Annotated in this window: 13 protein-coding genes; 10 read left to right on the forward strand and 3 right to left on the reverse strand. The window is 40.2% G+C overall.

Going from position 1 to position 14,509, the window contains the following annotated elements; translation table 11 throughout:
- Positions 1-159: 159 nt before the first annotated feature.
- Both BQ9859_RS01430 and BQ9859_RS01435 read right to left on the reverse strand, forming a co-directional pair.
- Entirely contained in the window at positions 160-3,405 is a 3,246-nt protein-coding gene (locus BQ9859_RS01430; RefSeq protein ID WP_235846364.1) for an ABC transporter permease, read from the reverse strand.
- Entirely contained in the window at positions 3,405-4,109 is a 705-nt protein-coding gene (locus tag BQ9859_RS01435; RefSeq protein ID WP_075876412.1) for an ABC transporter ATP-binding protein, read from the reverse strand. The genes BQ9859_RS01430 and BQ9859_RS01435 overlap by 1 nt, the downstream gene beginning before the upstream one ends.
- 160 nt (positions 4,110-4,269) lie before the next feature.
- Between BQ9859_RS01435 and BQ9859_RS01440 the strand changes: the two genes are divergently transcribed.
- The 6 genes from BQ9859_RS01440 (at position 4,270) to BQ9859_RS01465 (ending at position 11,674) form a co-directional block, all read left to right on the forward strand.
- On the forward strand, positions 4,270-4,845 hold the full coding sequence (locus tag BQ9859_RS01440) for a TetR/AcrR family transcriptional regulator (protein WP_075876414.1): 576 nt from the start codon (positions 4,270-4,272) through the stop codon (positions 4,843-4,845).
- Between the two features lie 57 nt (positions 4,846-4,902).
- On the forward strand, positions 4,903-6,621 hold the full coding sequence (locus BQ9859_RS01445; RefSeq protein WP_075876416.1) for a GNAT family N-acetyltransferase: 1,719 nt from the start codon (positions 4,903-4,905) through the stop codon (positions 6,619-6,621).
- Positions 6,622-6,710: 89 nt separating this feature from the next.
- The gene (locus BQ9859_RS01450; RefSeq protein WP_075876418.1) at positions 6,711-7,391 is read left to right on the forward strand and encodes a response regulator transcription factor; all 681 of its coding nucleotides are present in this window, start codon (positions 6,711-6,713) and stop codon (positions 7,389-7,391) included.
- The gene (locus tag BQ9859_RS01455) at positions 7,381-8,370 is read left to right on the forward strand and encodes a sensor histidine kinase (protein WP_075876420.1); all 990 of its coding nucleotides are present in this window, start codon (positions 7,381-7,383) and stop codon (positions 8,368-8,370) included. Before BQ9859_RS01450 ends, BQ9859_RS01455 begins: the two co-directional genes overlap by 11 nt.
- An 86-nt stretch (positions 8,371-8,456) precedes the next feature.
- Entirely contained in the window at positions 8,457-9,140 is a 684-nt protein-coding gene (locus BQ9859_RS01460; protein WP_075876422.1) for an ABC transporter ATP-binding protein, read from the forward strand.
- Positions 9,137-11,674: an ABC transporter permease gene (locus BQ9859_RS01465; RefSeq protein WP_075876423.1), complete on the forward strand. Its 2,538-nt coding sequence runs from the start codon at positions 9,137-9,139 to the stop codon at positions 11,672-11,674. Before BQ9859_RS01460 ends, BQ9859_RS01465 begins: the two co-directional genes overlap by 4 nt.
- Positions 11,675-11,720: 46 nt before the next feature.
- Here the strand turns inward: BQ9859_RS01465 and BQ9859_RS01470 are convergent, their stop codons facing one another.
- Positions 11,721-12,257, reverse strand: a complete 537-nt coding sequence (locus tag BQ9859_RS01470) for a DJ-1/PfpI family protein (RefSeq protein ID WP_075876425.1) — start codon at positions 12,255-12,257, stop codon at positions 11,721-11,723.
- A 135-nt stretch (positions 12,258-12,392) separates the two neighbouring features.
- On the opposite strand from BQ9859_RS01470, the gene BQ9859_RS12500 reads away from it, so the two are divergent.
- From BQ9859_RS12500 to BQ9859_RS01490, 4 genes are all read left to right on the forward strand, one after another.
- Entirely contained in the window at positions 12,393-12,752 is a 360-nt protein-coding gene (locus BQ9859_RS12500) for a hypothetical protein (protein WP_075876427.1), read from the forward strand.
- The gene (locus BQ9859_RS01480) at positions 12,749-13,564 is read left to right on the forward strand and encodes a MerR family transcriptional regulator (protein WP_075876429.1); all 816 of its coding nucleotides are present in this window, start codon (positions 12,749-12,751) and stop codon (positions 13,562-13,564) included. Before BQ9859_RS12500 ends, BQ9859_RS01480 begins: the two co-directional genes overlap by 4 nt.
- A 113-nt stretch (positions 13,565-13,677) precedes the next feature.
- Positions 13,678-14,181 carry a DUF308 domain-containing protein gene (locus tag BQ9859_RS01485; protein ID WP_235846365.1) on the forward strand — a complete coding sequence of 168 codons (504 nt, stop codon included), beginning with the start codon at positions 13,678-13,680 and terminating at the stop codon, positions 14,179-14,181.
- Positions 14,178-14,495: a hypothetical protein gene (locus tag BQ9859_RS01490; protein WP_075876433.1), complete on the forward strand. Its 318-nt coding sequence runs from the start codon at positions 14,178-14,180 to the stop codon at positions 14,493-14,495. Before BQ9859_RS01485 ends, BQ9859_RS01490 begins: the two co-directional genes overlap by 4 nt.
- The last annotated feature ends 14 nt before the right edge of the window (positions 14,496-14,509 follow it).

The following is a 14,509-nucleotide window of genomic DNA, read 5'->3' on the forward strand; positions in this document are numbered from 1 at the left end:
AAATAAAAAAATCTCTGATACATTTTTTATTCACTTTTTTGCCTATGATTATACTGGGAGGTTTCGAAACCAGTTCGCTGACGATTATAGCACAACCCTTTTATGAATACAATAAGACAAGCAAAAGAAGAAATAGTCATTTAAGGCCATTTCTTCTTTTTATTCAACGGACTTCAACGATTCTACCATTTGCACACGTTTGAGTTTTTGATACATGACCAGATTGACAATACCGGCAAACAACAAAGTAATACCAAAAGAAATGACATAAGAGATCCAATCAATATTGCGGCCAAACATCACACTTTCCATTTCGGCTAAACTCATGATCAATTGATGCAGACCGATACCGAGCAACAATCCGGCAAGTGCTCCAATGATCGTTAAGAAAATCGTTTCTCTGAAAACATACGAACTAACTTCATTATCATAGAAGCCTAACACTTTGATAGTCGCAATCTCACGGATCCTCTCTGATATATTTACATTTGTCAGATTATACAAAACAACAAATGCTAACATACCTGCTGCTACGACAAGCACGACAACGATAAAGCTTAGTGAAGAAATCGTATCCTCAAAGGACTCTGCCAATCCAGAATAGAAAGAGACAGAAGAAACAATGGAATCACTCATCAGATCTTCTCCCAACTTTGTTTCAAAATCGGCATCTGTCGATGTCGTTTTGATCAAGAAAGTCGTATCATTTTGACGTTCTTCAAACACCTGGCGGAAATAAGTTGGTGATAAATATAGATAATGTCCTACATAATTTTCTACGATTGCAGTGATCTTGATTTCTCTTTCCACCCCGTCTCCATCTTTGATCGTAATGCTGTCCCCTGCTTTTAATCCTAAATTCATGGCCAGCTTTTCCGTAATCAACGCCCCGTCATCACGCAAAGGAATCGTTTCTGTAGTGCCGCGATGACGCAAAGTAGTGAAGTCTGCAAATGCGTTCACATCATTTGGTACGACGATGGTAACTGAACTGTCTTCTCCATCATCAGAAACAGTGACTGCTAATTGTTCTACTCCGATGATTTCTTTTATGCGCTCGTCCTGTTTCAATTCCTGCAGATAGTCATCTTTTTCCAGCATGGTCGCATTATTATCCAGCGTGATCGTCGCATCATAATTAAATATTTCATCATATTGCTTGGACACGATATCGGAAATACTGTCTTGAATGCCAAAACCAGCTACCAATAACGCACTGCAGCCGGCAATGCCAATAACAGTCATCAAGAAACGTTTTTTATAACGGAAAATATTGCGTGCAGTTACTTTCCAAGTAAAGGAGAAACGAGACCAGATAAACGGAATGCGTTCCAGCAAAATCTTTTTGCCTACTTTTGGTGCTTTCGGACGCATCAATTGGCTTGGCACTTCCATCAATTCCTTATAAACTGCTCCTAGTGCTGCCAGCATCGTTACGCCAATGACCAGGCCGCTGGCCAACAACATCAGACCCGGCTGGAATACAAACTGCAGAGAAGGTAAATTGTACATTAAATTCCAAGCATTGAAGATCACAGTAGGGAAGATCCACATGCCCAGTGCACAACCTACGATCGAACCGATCACCCCGGCAATAAATGCATATAATAAATATTTCAGCGCAATAGAGCCTTTGCCGTATCCTAACGCTTTCATCGTACCGATATTGCTGCGCTGTTCATCGACCATGCGCGTCATGGTCGTCAAACAAACCAGGGCTGCCACCAAAAAGAAGAATACCGGGAACACGCTGGCGATTCCTTCCATTCGATCGGCCACGCTTCCATAATCCATATAAGCATACTGTGATTCCCGATCCAACACATACCATTGCGGATCACTGATGGCATCAATTTGTTCCTTTGCTTTATCCAAACGTTCTTTTGCAAGTTCTAATTGGGCTTCTCCTAACGCTTTCTGACGAGCCAATTCTGCTTTCCCTTGTGCTAATTGTTCCCAGCCGTCATCGATCTGCTGCTGTCCTTCCTCCATCTGCTGGTCTGCCGCTGCCTTGGCCTGCACTAGCTGTTCTCTTTGCTGTGCAAGCATATTTTCCAACTGTATGATATAACTGTCGCTTTGATCCAGCTGTGTCTGCAAATCAGCAAGCTGTGTTTGCAAGGTCGTGACCGTCGTTTCCAAATATTGACTAGTCAACTCTGTATTTTCCTTTAAAGACTCCCTCCAAGCAATTTCCGTTTGGATCTTTTCTTGTTCCTGCAAATCGCTCTCATTAGCCAGCTTCTCTTTCAGCTGCGCCAGACGCTCATCATTTTCTGCCAGCAATGCAGCATATTCATCTTGCTGATCTTGCAAAGAATCCAACTGTGCATTCACCGAATCGATTTGTGCCTGCAGCTGGCTTTTCACTTCTATTTGTTTCTGCTTTGCTTCTTCTAACAAATTTTCCAGTGTGTTGATCTGTGTTTCCCCGCTGGTCACTTCCTGCTGTGCATACAATTGTGAAGAATTTAACGTGGCTTGCGAAATGATCAGTTCATTTTCTCCATCATCCAGTTTTTGCTGTGCCGCCTCCAATTGTGTGTTTAATTCTTCTACTCCCTGTTCATACTCCGCTAACCCTTTTTCATACTCTTCCATAGCCGCATCCCGTATTTCTTCCAAGCGGAGGTCAGCTCTTTCCAGCCCTAAGCTTTCCAAAGAACTTTTTACAGGATCAATCACATCAAAATAGGCATCTTCATAGGAATTCAGCGCTTTTGCACCGTCTATCACCACATCCACTTCCGTGTAATAATCCATTGCAAAATCTTCATCCAGGATCATGATAAAGCTGTCGATCGATCCGCTGCCAATGGTCGTGCTGCCTTTTTCATAAGAAAGATAGATCGGTGTATACATCGTTCCCACGATCGTATACGTATCCCGATTCAATGAATCGCTGATAGGATCTTGTGTACCGCTGGTTAACGTAATGGTATCTCCAATTTCCAGATCACTTTCGATCAGGTGTGAATTTTCAACTAAACATTCTCCGCTGTTTTCTGGCATTCTGCCATCCACCAGACGTACCTGATTGATATAATTTGGATCGTCACGATCCGGATCTAAAGACGGCATTGCCAATACTTTCAACGTAATCTGCTTGGATCCTTTTGTTGTCAAGGCATCCATCGAATACGTAGCATGCACACCTTTGACTCCTTCTATCTGCCGAATGGCATCTACATCTTCATCGGTAAAGCCGACCGTAGAGATCAGCTGGATATCCTGCATATTATATTCATCAAAATAGGCATCCGCCGTGTACTTCATGTCTGGGACACTTGCTTTAACGCCGGCAAAGAAAGCAACCCCCAGTGCGACGATCAATAAGATGGATAAGAAGCGTCCTAGACTCTTGCGTATCTCACGCAAGATATCTTTTAACAATGCACTTCTCATCAATACTCGATCCTTTCTACCGGCAAAGGATCGGCATTGATCTCAATGCTTTCAATACGGCCGTTACGCACTTTGATGACCTTATCCCCCATTGCTGTCAAAGCCAGATTATGCGTAATGACGATCACACAGACTCCCCGCTCTCTGCAAGTATCCTGCAGCAATTTTAAGATCTGTTTTCCTGTTTGATAATCCAATGCTCCTGTCGGCTCATCGCAAAGCAGCAGTTTAGGATTTTTTGCCAATGCACGCGCTATGGCAACACGCTGCTGCTCCCCTCCAGACAACTGTGCCGGAAAATTGCGTGCACGATCGCTCAATCCAACAGCCGCAATCGTTTCATCAATATCCAATGGATGTTTGCAGATCTGTGTCGCTAATTCCACGTTTTCCTTTACGGTCAAATTCTGCACCAAATTATAAAATTGAAAAACAAAGCCAATATCATAACGCCGATACGTCGTTAACTGCTTTGGTGTATAATCACTGACACGATTTCCATCGACGATGATCGTGCCGCTTGTAGCACTGTCCATGCCGCCTAAAATATTCAAGATCGTACTTTTGCCTGCGCCGCTCGCTCCGGCGATCACTACAAATTCGCCCTGGTCAATGGTAAAATTCACGCCAGCCAATGCTTCAATGGAAACCTCTCCCATCTGATATACTTTTTTGACATCCTGAAATTCAATGTATGCACTCATCATTTTCACCTCGCCGTCATAATAATCAACACGTTGTCTATTATTATCTACTTGTATTATAATAAGGGTGGAAACCGTTTTCAATCATCACATCTGTGTGGTTTGTCATAAAATCAACAGAAACTCAAAAAGTGTTCATTTACAAGAAAAGAGGCATCCTATGAAAGAAATTGACAACCGTGTACGGGTAACAAAAATGTTTATACGTCAGGCTTTACTGACATTATTAAAAGAGAAGCCGCTTCAAAACATCACCGTTCGTGAACTATGCCAGGCTGCCGGCATCAATCGAGGTACTTTTTATACCCATTATCGAGATATCTATGATCTGATGGAACAGATCGAAGAAGAACTGACAGAGGAATTCCAAAAAAAGATGACCCCGTTATTATCAGGAAATAAAAATATCGATTTGGTCGATATGATCACCGAAATTTTTTCTTTGATTCAAAATAATGCGGAACTATGTTTGGTCACCCTCAGTCCCTATGGAGATAAAAGTTTTCTATTTCGCTTAGTTGCTATCGGAAAAGAAGCCGGGATGCGGGCATATGCTTCTTTATATCCGGATTGCGATCCGAAAGTCATGGACTATTTTTACACCTTTATCAGCTCCGGCTGTATCGCTATATTGGAACAGTGGCTCAAAGAAGGAATGAAAGTACCAGTCGAAGAACTAGCACTCATTGTCAAAGGGTTCATTGCCGGAGGTGCTCCTTTTTCGCAAAGTAATTGAGCAGTGCGCTTGTAATCTGGCAACCTGTGTTTATAATAAGGTTGCGAGGAAATCAATATGAAAAAATTATCGATCGAAAATTATCAGGAATTACAACCATGGATCCAGTCAGCTGGATATGAAGACTGCAATGCGAATATCGTCACGATGCTGATGTGGCAATACCCTTATCCTTTTTTCTTTCAAATATATGACCATTTTGCATTGGCTTATTTCAAGATTGAAAAAACAGGCGACATTTATTGGTATATGCCTTTCTGTACCTTGGAATATCGAAAAGAAGCAATAGAAGCAATGCTGGCTTACAGTAAAGAACATAACATTTTGCCGCGTATGACCAGCGTATCCAAAGACTGGCGAAATTGGCTGCAAAAAGAGTACCATGGAAAGATCTTATTTCATAAAGAATGGGATGGAAAAGACTATATCTATGACCGGAAACAACAGGAAACACTGGTTGGAAAAAAGATGCAGAAACGCCGTAATCATTTCAATGCTTTCATAAAAGAATATGGCGACCGTTATGCTTATCATGCCTTATCAAGAGCTGATTTTTCCGAAGTGTTTGAATGTCTGAAACGCTGGCAAACAAGCCATGAAGCCATCTTTGGCATTGAAGAAGAAGAACAAGGCATTCGTTTCTTATTTGATCATTTCGAAGAGCTGGGATTGAGCGGCGGTGTCATCACGATCGACGGTAAAATAGAAGCTTTTTCCATCGTTTCTCCGATCACAGACTATATGCTGGACATTCATGTTGAAAAAGCAAACAGATCAATACGAGGCCTATATGTGGCTATCTTAAAGCTTTATCTGGAACATGCAGATCCCAAATATACATTGTTAAACCGTGAAGATGACATGGGGCTAGAAGCACTTGCCAAAGCGAAACATGACATGCGCCCCATTCGTGTTCCATTAAAATACAGCGCACGTTTTGAAGAGTGGGAAATCCGTCATCCCCATACAGAGGATATGGAAGCCGTTCACTCCTTATGGCTCAACAGTTTCCAGGATGAATCAAAAGAAACTGCCGACTTTTACTTCTCCCATCTCTTTGACCCTGCAGACTGTTATATCATCGCATCCAAAGAAAATTTGATCGCTATGTGCATGGTTCCCAAATGGAATATGTCCATTCAGGGAAAGGCCCAGCAGATTCGTTTCTTAGAAGGAGTAGCGGTCGATCCTGGTTTTCGCACCTGTGGTTATCTGCGATTATTGATGGAACACTTGGATCAAGAATTTCCAGATGAACCTATCATGTTGCAAGCTTATAACTGGGATCTATATAAACCGTTTGGTTATACCGTTACACACTATGGGAAACAATGGACTCTCGACCCCATCTTAGATCGACAGGCAAAAGGATGTTTCACGCAAGCTGCCGCACCATCCTGTGCAAAGATCTATCAATCTTATATGCAAACGATGGATGGCTGGCGCATCCGTGACGAGCAATACTACGAAACATTCTGGCTGCCTTATCAGCACTGCTGTCAAAATCAGACATGGCAATATGAAAAAGATGGCGATGCATGTGGATATGTAAGTTTTCACAAAGAAGAAGCGCAGATCCAGATAGAGGAAATTTTCTATCAGAATGAAGAAGTTTTGCTGGACATGCTCTCTCTTTTACAAAAAGACAATGTACAGCTGACTGTTACCACCTGTTTAGATGCTCCGCTGAAAGGCAAGGCAGCCCGTATTCCTTTATTGATGATGAAACATGCACCAGAGATGGAAGAGAGACGTTTTATCAGTGAATGCATTTAAAAAGATTGGATTTCCAATCTTTTTTTCTTACAGTTCTATCACTTTTCAAAAAGCGAACTATGTTATACTGAACATAATGAGGTGATTTCATGCGCATATTGCTGGTGGAAGATGATACTGCGATCACGATCGGCTTACAATATTCTCTGGAAAGAGAAGGATATGATGTCCTAATAGCCAAAAATGTAAACGAAGCATTGCAGCTCCTGCAATCGCATTCTTTTCATTTTGTGATCATAGACATCGGCCTTCCTGACGGAAATGGATTTCAAGTTTGCCTAGAAGCAAAAAAACGGCACTTGCCTGTATTATTTTTAAGCGCTCAAGACGAAGAAGCGACCATTGTAAAAGGATTGGATCTGGGCGGCGATGACTATGTCACCAAACCTTTTCGATTACAAGAGCTGCTCAGCCGTATCCGCAGCATCCTTCGCCGTTACCAGACATCCCGGCAAGAAGATATTTTGGTCGGCGATCTGATCATTAATCAGAAACAAGGAAAAGTATTTCGCGGACAACAGGAAATTTATCTTTCCGCTTTGGAATACCAATTGCTGCTCATCTTTATCCACCATCCGAATCAAATCATGACACGCATGCAATTATTAGACGCATTATGGGATCAAAAAGGACAATATGTAGAAGATAATACACTGTCGGTCACCATTCGCCGTTTACGAGAAAAAATTGAAAAAGACGATAAAGACCCGCAGCTGTTAAAAACAATACGCGGATTAGGCTACCGCATGGAGGGATTTCATGAATCATAAACATTTATTCTATTGGGGCATGATCGTTTCTTCGATTTTTCTCTTTCTTGTTCTTTTTTGCATGTGGAAATATCCGCAATATCTTTATTTTACACTTTTTCTTTCCCTCTTTTGGAATCTGTTATTCGGCTGCATGCTCTATTTTATTCACCATACGATCGTTCGCTTAAGCAGACAATTGCTGCACTTATATACGGGAAATAAAGAAATACCCATCACCAGCGAAGAAGAAGGAGTCCTCAGCATATTAGAAAACGATATGTATAAATTGATACGCACCTATCGCGAACAAAATGAACGATCCGCAAAAGATCGTCTGTTTTTAGTTCAAATGCTCAATGATATTTCTCATCAATTAAAAACACCGATCACGTCTATGCAAATGATGAGCGAATTGCTTACCAGCGAGCTTCCTGGCGAAAAAAGGATCCAGTTTGGAACGCTTTTGCAAAAGCAAATCGAGCGGCTTCAATGGTTAGTATCCTCGTTATTAAAGCTTTCCCAATTGGATGTCTGTGCAATTGTCTTTCATAAAGAACGAATCGCTCTTGAGCAGTTGATCCGATCCTCCATAGAACCGATCAGACAGATCATTCAGCAAAAAAATTTGCAGATCACAATCAAAATTCCTGATTGTTACATCACTACGGATCCTAAATGGAGCAAAGAAGCCATCTTGAATATAATCAAAAATGCTGCGGAACATACAGGCATGAACGGACATATCCATATCAGTGCGACAACATCTCCGCTGTTTACCTCTCTTACGATCAAAGATGATGGCGAAGGCATGGATCTGGAAGATCAGGCACACATTTTCGAACGTTTTTACCGCGGAAAAAATGCATCCTCCGATTCTGCAGGAATAGGCATGGCGATGGCAAAAGCAATACTCAATGCTCAGCAAACGGATATTCAAGTTGCTAGCCAGATAAAGGAAGGAACTTGCTTTACGATCTTATTCCCCGTTTCAGCATAATCGTCAGATGACAGATGTGTCATTTCTGTGTCATCTGATTGTCATCCTGATCTGACATACTGAAAAAAAACAGGAGGCAGGATACGATGGAAACATTAAGAGTCGAACATGTATCAAAATATTACGGACAACAAGAGAATCGCGTGATTGCTTTAAATGATGTCAGCTTTTCCGTTACACAGGGGGAGTTCATCGCAATCGTCGGACCCAGCGGTTCAGGCAAAAGCACACTGCTTCATTTGCTGGGCGGTGTGGATGTACCTAGTGCAGGAAGAATCATTGTTGATGGACAGGATCTTTCTAAAATGAAAGAATCGCAGTTAGCTATATTTCGCAGACGGCAGATAGGCTTAATTTATCAGTTTTATAACCTTATTCCTATTTTAAATGTCAAAGAAAACATCATGCTCCCTTTATTATTAGACGGACGGCAAGGTAATTCTTCCTATTTCCGATCTTTGGTTGATACCCTCGGTCTGCAAGATCGATTGCAGCATCTGCCAAATCAACTTTCAGGAGGGCAACAACAGCGGGTATCCATTGCTCGCGCATTCATTAACAAACCTTCCATCATCCTTGCGGATGAACCGACCGGAAATCTGGATTCGAAAAACAGTGCAGAAATATTATCGCTGTTCCATCATTTTCACAGAGAATATCATCAGACATTGATCTTGATCACACATGACCACAACATTGCATTACAAGCAGACCGTATTTTGTCCATGCAGGATGGAAGCATCGTCAAAGACGAGGTGATCCGCAGATGAAACTAATTGCCAAAATCACTTTACGCTCCTTAAAAATGAACCGGTGGCGTACCATTGCCAGCATACTGGCCATCTTTTTGTCAACCGTTATACTGGTCAGCGTCACTACACTGGCCAGCAGCACCCTCATTACTTTAAAAGAACGGGAAATTCGCTCCAGCGGCAATTGGCATGTTCTTTATCAGGGAGTAAACGGGAACTCCATTTCAGCCATCCAAAATGATACACGAAGCAAAACGACAGCCATTACGCAGTCCATTGGTTATTTGCAAGGTACAGTGTACAATACACGGCAGCCTTATTTCTATCTTAGCGCAGTGAATAAAGAGGGATTTGATATTCTTCCATATAAGCTGACGGAAGGTCGCTATCCAAAAAACAGCAATGAAATCTTGATTCCTTTGTCCCTTACAAAAAACAAGCAGTTTCATCAGCAGATCAATGACAGGATCAGCGCAACCTATGGTCATCGTTTGAGCAATGAGTCCGATGAATCCCTTTATCAAAACACTTCCTATGATCCAACAAAAGAATATTTTCAACCGTTGCAGGAAGAAAGTTTTCAAATTGTCGGCATCTACGATGATTCGTATACTGCCCACTACACAACTGCCGGTTATGCAATCATCAGTGCCTTGGATCATTTGGCCCCGAATGCGGCTTATGATGTCTATGTACAAGACACAGAGATCAATCAGAGCATCTATACGCATGCACAACAGCTATATGCGAAGATAAAGTGCCCTTCACTAAGCTACAACAAATATCTTCTCTTATATGAAGGAGTTGCCGGTGATACACAACTTGTCTTCATGATTCGCATGCTGACCATTGTTGTCTGTTTGATCGTTGCCCTCTCTTCCATTATTGTCATACACAACTCTTTTTCCATCTCTCTTAGTCAGCGCAGCCGTTATTTAGGCATGATGGCAAGCATCGGCGCAACCAGAAAACAAAAAGAATTAAGTGTATTTTTAGAAGCTTTCTTTCTTTCAGTACCCACCATTGCAGTCGCAACGCTCATCAGCTTGATTGCAACTGCTGGCGCACTTCATTATATTGAAGTTTCATTTGCACAATTACTAGATAACCTGTCTTTTCTATTTGCTGTTGATCCGCTCCTTTTATGTACCAGTATTTGCATTTCTTTTTTTACAGTATGGATCAGTGCATGGATGGCGGCCAGACATGCAGGCAAGATCTCCATCATCGATGCGATCCATCAAAACAAAGATATTCAGATCAAACAGCATTCAGTGAAAACATCCCAACTGGTTTATAAAATCTTTGGTATCTGTGCAAGTTTAGGCATTAAAAATCAAAAGCGGTTTTGTTCGCGCTATTTGTCTGTACTCACGTCTTTAACATTATCCTTTGTTCTGTTTGTCTCCGTCTTTTCACTATCCTCTTATTTCACAAAAAGTGCGGAAATGGTCAATGACCAGATCCCCTACGATGTCGCAATACAATACGATAAAAGAGTCCCAGACCAGATCAAAGATACAGATGATCTCTTATTCATGCAATATGCAAAACAAGCTGTCCGGACGCAAACGATCCATGTTTCCTATACAGAAACAACAAATTATACTCCACAGTTACTTGCATATCTCAAAGCAAGCGGTCAAGCTGGTATCTCCGTTTCTATCGTTTCACTCGATAAACAGGCACTCGAAAGTATCTACAAACAAAATGGAAGCTCATTAGGAATACTGGATACAGATACCGCCATTGCAGTCAATACCGCTCATATGCAAGTTGACAGCAATCAACACACATATGCACAATTCTCTTATTTAAAAGACAATGTGCAGGAAATTACATTGGAAACTGGGGAAGATTCTTCTATTTCGATTCCTATTGCAAACAAAATCAAAAAAAGTCATCCCCTTGATGCTGCAGCAGGAAAAGATTTTTCTCTTACACTCTATGTGAATGAAGATTATTTCGCAAAAATACAGAGGCAACTGGAAACAATACCAACAGTCGAAATTTATTACAGCTGTGATGATCACACACAACTCATTCAAGAAATAAATACATATCTTGATTCACATGACAATATGATAAATTATGCTTCTATTCAGGACACAACGGCAGAATTATCAAAGACTGCCTCATTATTAGCGCTGCTTCACTTCCTGTTATATATCTTTCTATTTTTGATTTGCGCCATCGCCATTACCAACGTATGCAACACACTTGTAAACAGTTTTGCATTACGCTCACAAGAAAATGCTGTTTACTTTTCGATTGGCATGGAAAAACGACAGTTTTATAAGATGCTTTTCTTTGAAACCATGTTATACGCATGTAAAAGCATTTTATATGGCTTATTGATTTCCATCCCTCTTTGTTACATTTTCTATCAAATCTTAGGAATGAAATTTCAATTTGCTTTCTACATGCCAATTGAAGTCATATTTATAGCAGCTTTTGCTTTGTTTCTGTTGTCTGCAGTAATGTTGCTCTATCATTTCCTTCTTACAGCAAAACAAAACATCATTGATACCATTCGTCGTGAAAGCATATAAAAATATCCATTGTGATACCTGAAAACAGGCATTACAATGGATGTTTTTAATAATAGTACACTGAGTTTTTAACTTGTTCACAAGCATCTTTTCCATTGACATAAGCAATGATGGCAAATGCCATATCAATGCTTGCTGCAGCAGAACGGCCAGTAATCAAGTTTCCATCTACAACAACATATTGGTCTACATATGTACCGCCGAAATCTTCATTCATGCTTGTGAAGCATGTATAGTTCTTCCCTTTCAATATGCCAAGATGTCCCAGCACTGTTGGTCCTGCACAAATGGCTGCAGTTAGTTTTCCTTTTTCAAAAAATGATTTTAAAATACCTTTTACTTTATCATTTTGCTCAATTTTTTGATAATGCGGACCACCTGGTAGGAAAACCCCTTCATAAGCGTCTACATCCACTTCATCCAATGATTTTAAATTTGAGAAAGTTAATTCGAAACGACCTGTTGCTTCATGTCCATGTACTGCCGCTACATCGATCGTAATTCCTGCTCTACGTAAAAGAGCAATCGTTCCAACAGCTTCCAATTCTTCGAAACCATTATCCATGATACATAATATACTCATCTTATTCACCTCGTCCTCAGTATAACGCACTGCATTTTATTTTGCAATTATCATCTCTTTCTGTCATGCCCATTCCTCATTCCTTTGAAAATATGCTAAACTGATATTATCTATTCAATCCAAAGGGGTCTTAACATGAATAATAAGCATACATTTTCATATCAAAAGTTTTTCTTATTTTCCTTTATCTTACTGATCAATGATTTTTTGATGCCGTTTTCGGTTTCCGACAGCGATTCAGGAATGGTCATCTTTTTATTTTTAATGCCCTTATTAACTATTCTCACTTGTTTTATTTATGGATGCACACGGCATTCCACTCCGCTCATTCTGCTTATATCCATGCTGCTGTTCTTCTTATCTGCCACTCTATTTTTCTCTGCAGGTATAATCAATTTCACTTTATTATATGGCATCCTGTCCAGTGTTGGTTATCTAAGTGGATGCTATATACGAAAAAAAGCAGATTCAGAAGATACAAGGAGAAATGTATGAAAGAATTATTTTCTATTGGCGAGGTTGCTCATTTTCAGCATATATCCAAGCAGACACTCATTTATTATGATCAGATCGGATTATTTCGACCCGCCTATGTGGATCCGCAGAACGGCTATCGTTATTATGCAGCAAACCAATTAGATTTATTAGATACCATCCTGATTTTAAAAAGATGCGGATTGTCATTAAAAGAAATCCAGCAGCAATTGAAAGAACGCAATCTGCAAAACAGCTGTGATCTTCTTTTGCAGCAGCAGAACCTGCTTACAAAAAAAATAGAGGAACTTACTTCACTGCGTAAACAAATTCAACAAAAAAGAAACACATTGCAAAATTTAACAAAAGAGCTGTGCAAAGAACAGATCTATGTTACAACTATTGAAGAATGTCCTTTGCTTTGCGAACCGGTTCTTTCTCCTTATCAAACTGCTGATATCAGCATTGCAACTAAAAAATGCTTTACGCGTGCCTTCCAAAATGCCATCACGATTTATTTTCAGATTGGTGTCCGGGTTCCTTTACAAAAATTAAAGAAAAAAGAATATGAACAGGCGGATATGGTCTTCTTGCCAGTGGATGATCCATCCAAGACACAGCATGATCAATTACTTCCTCGCGGGAAATGTGTCATTGGCATCCATCATGGACGATATGAGGATATTGGGACTACTTATGAAAAGATTTTTTCATTCTGCCATAATCAGGGGTTGCAGATTCTTTCCGATTCTTATGAATTTTGCATCCATGATCATTTAACAAGCAATGATACAAACGATTATATTACAAAAATTCATTTTTATGTATGTTAACAAATCTTCTCCTGCAGCTGCATTGCATTTCGATGCTCGTGTCGATATAATGAATGCAGAAAGCTGGTGGAATCATGCATATTTTCTTTTCAAATATTAAAAGAGATATGATCTTGAATGCAATTTTATTTCTCTTAATAGGATTCGTTTTATTGTTATTTCCTGAAAAAGTATCCATGATTGCTTGTTATGCGCTTGGCATCATTTTGCTGTTTTATGCATTTCAATTATTGCATCAATACTTTGTTACGGAACTGCATTCTTCGATCACTTTATTTCTTGCCATTCTCTTATTATTGGCAGGCATCTTTGTCATCATTCGTTATGACATCATCATTTCAACGATCCCCTTCTTGATGGGAGTCGTCTTCTTGTTTTATGGATTACGCGAATGCAGCTATGCCCTTGCTTTGAAACAGTCTGACTATCCGAAATGGAGCGTCAATCTATTGCTTGCGCTTGTGCTGATCCTGGCTGCCTGCATTTTATTGTTTTATCCATTTGAAGCAGCTTCCTTTGCGATCCGTATCATTGGATTTCTGTTGATTTACAGCGCAGTATCGCAAATCTGGACCATCCATTGTCTATCTGTTTATCGAAAGGAGTTTTTCAAATGATACCGATTCGCGTACAAGCCAGAATAGAAGAACTGGCACAGCAATATTTTCCCTCTCTTTCCATTACTGACATCTCGCTTTATGACGAAGAATTTGATGATTATGATGTGTATATAGTGGAAATGGAAGATGGAAGGGAATACTGGGCATTTGATGACCAACGGGATATTTACTTATTGAACAAAAACGGTATTTATGCAGATCTGGAAAATGCTTATGACGCCTTATTACAAATGATTGAAAACAGTAAAGAACTGCAGGAAGAATTGCAACAAGATCGTATGGAACTTTATGGAAATGGGTATAGCCGTTAACGCTGTACCCATTT

The organism is Merdibacter massiliensis, assembly GCF_900155395.1.
GTDB lineage: Bacteria > Bacillota_I > Bacilli_A > Erysipelotrichales > Erysipelotrichaceae > Merdibacter > Merdibacter massiliensis.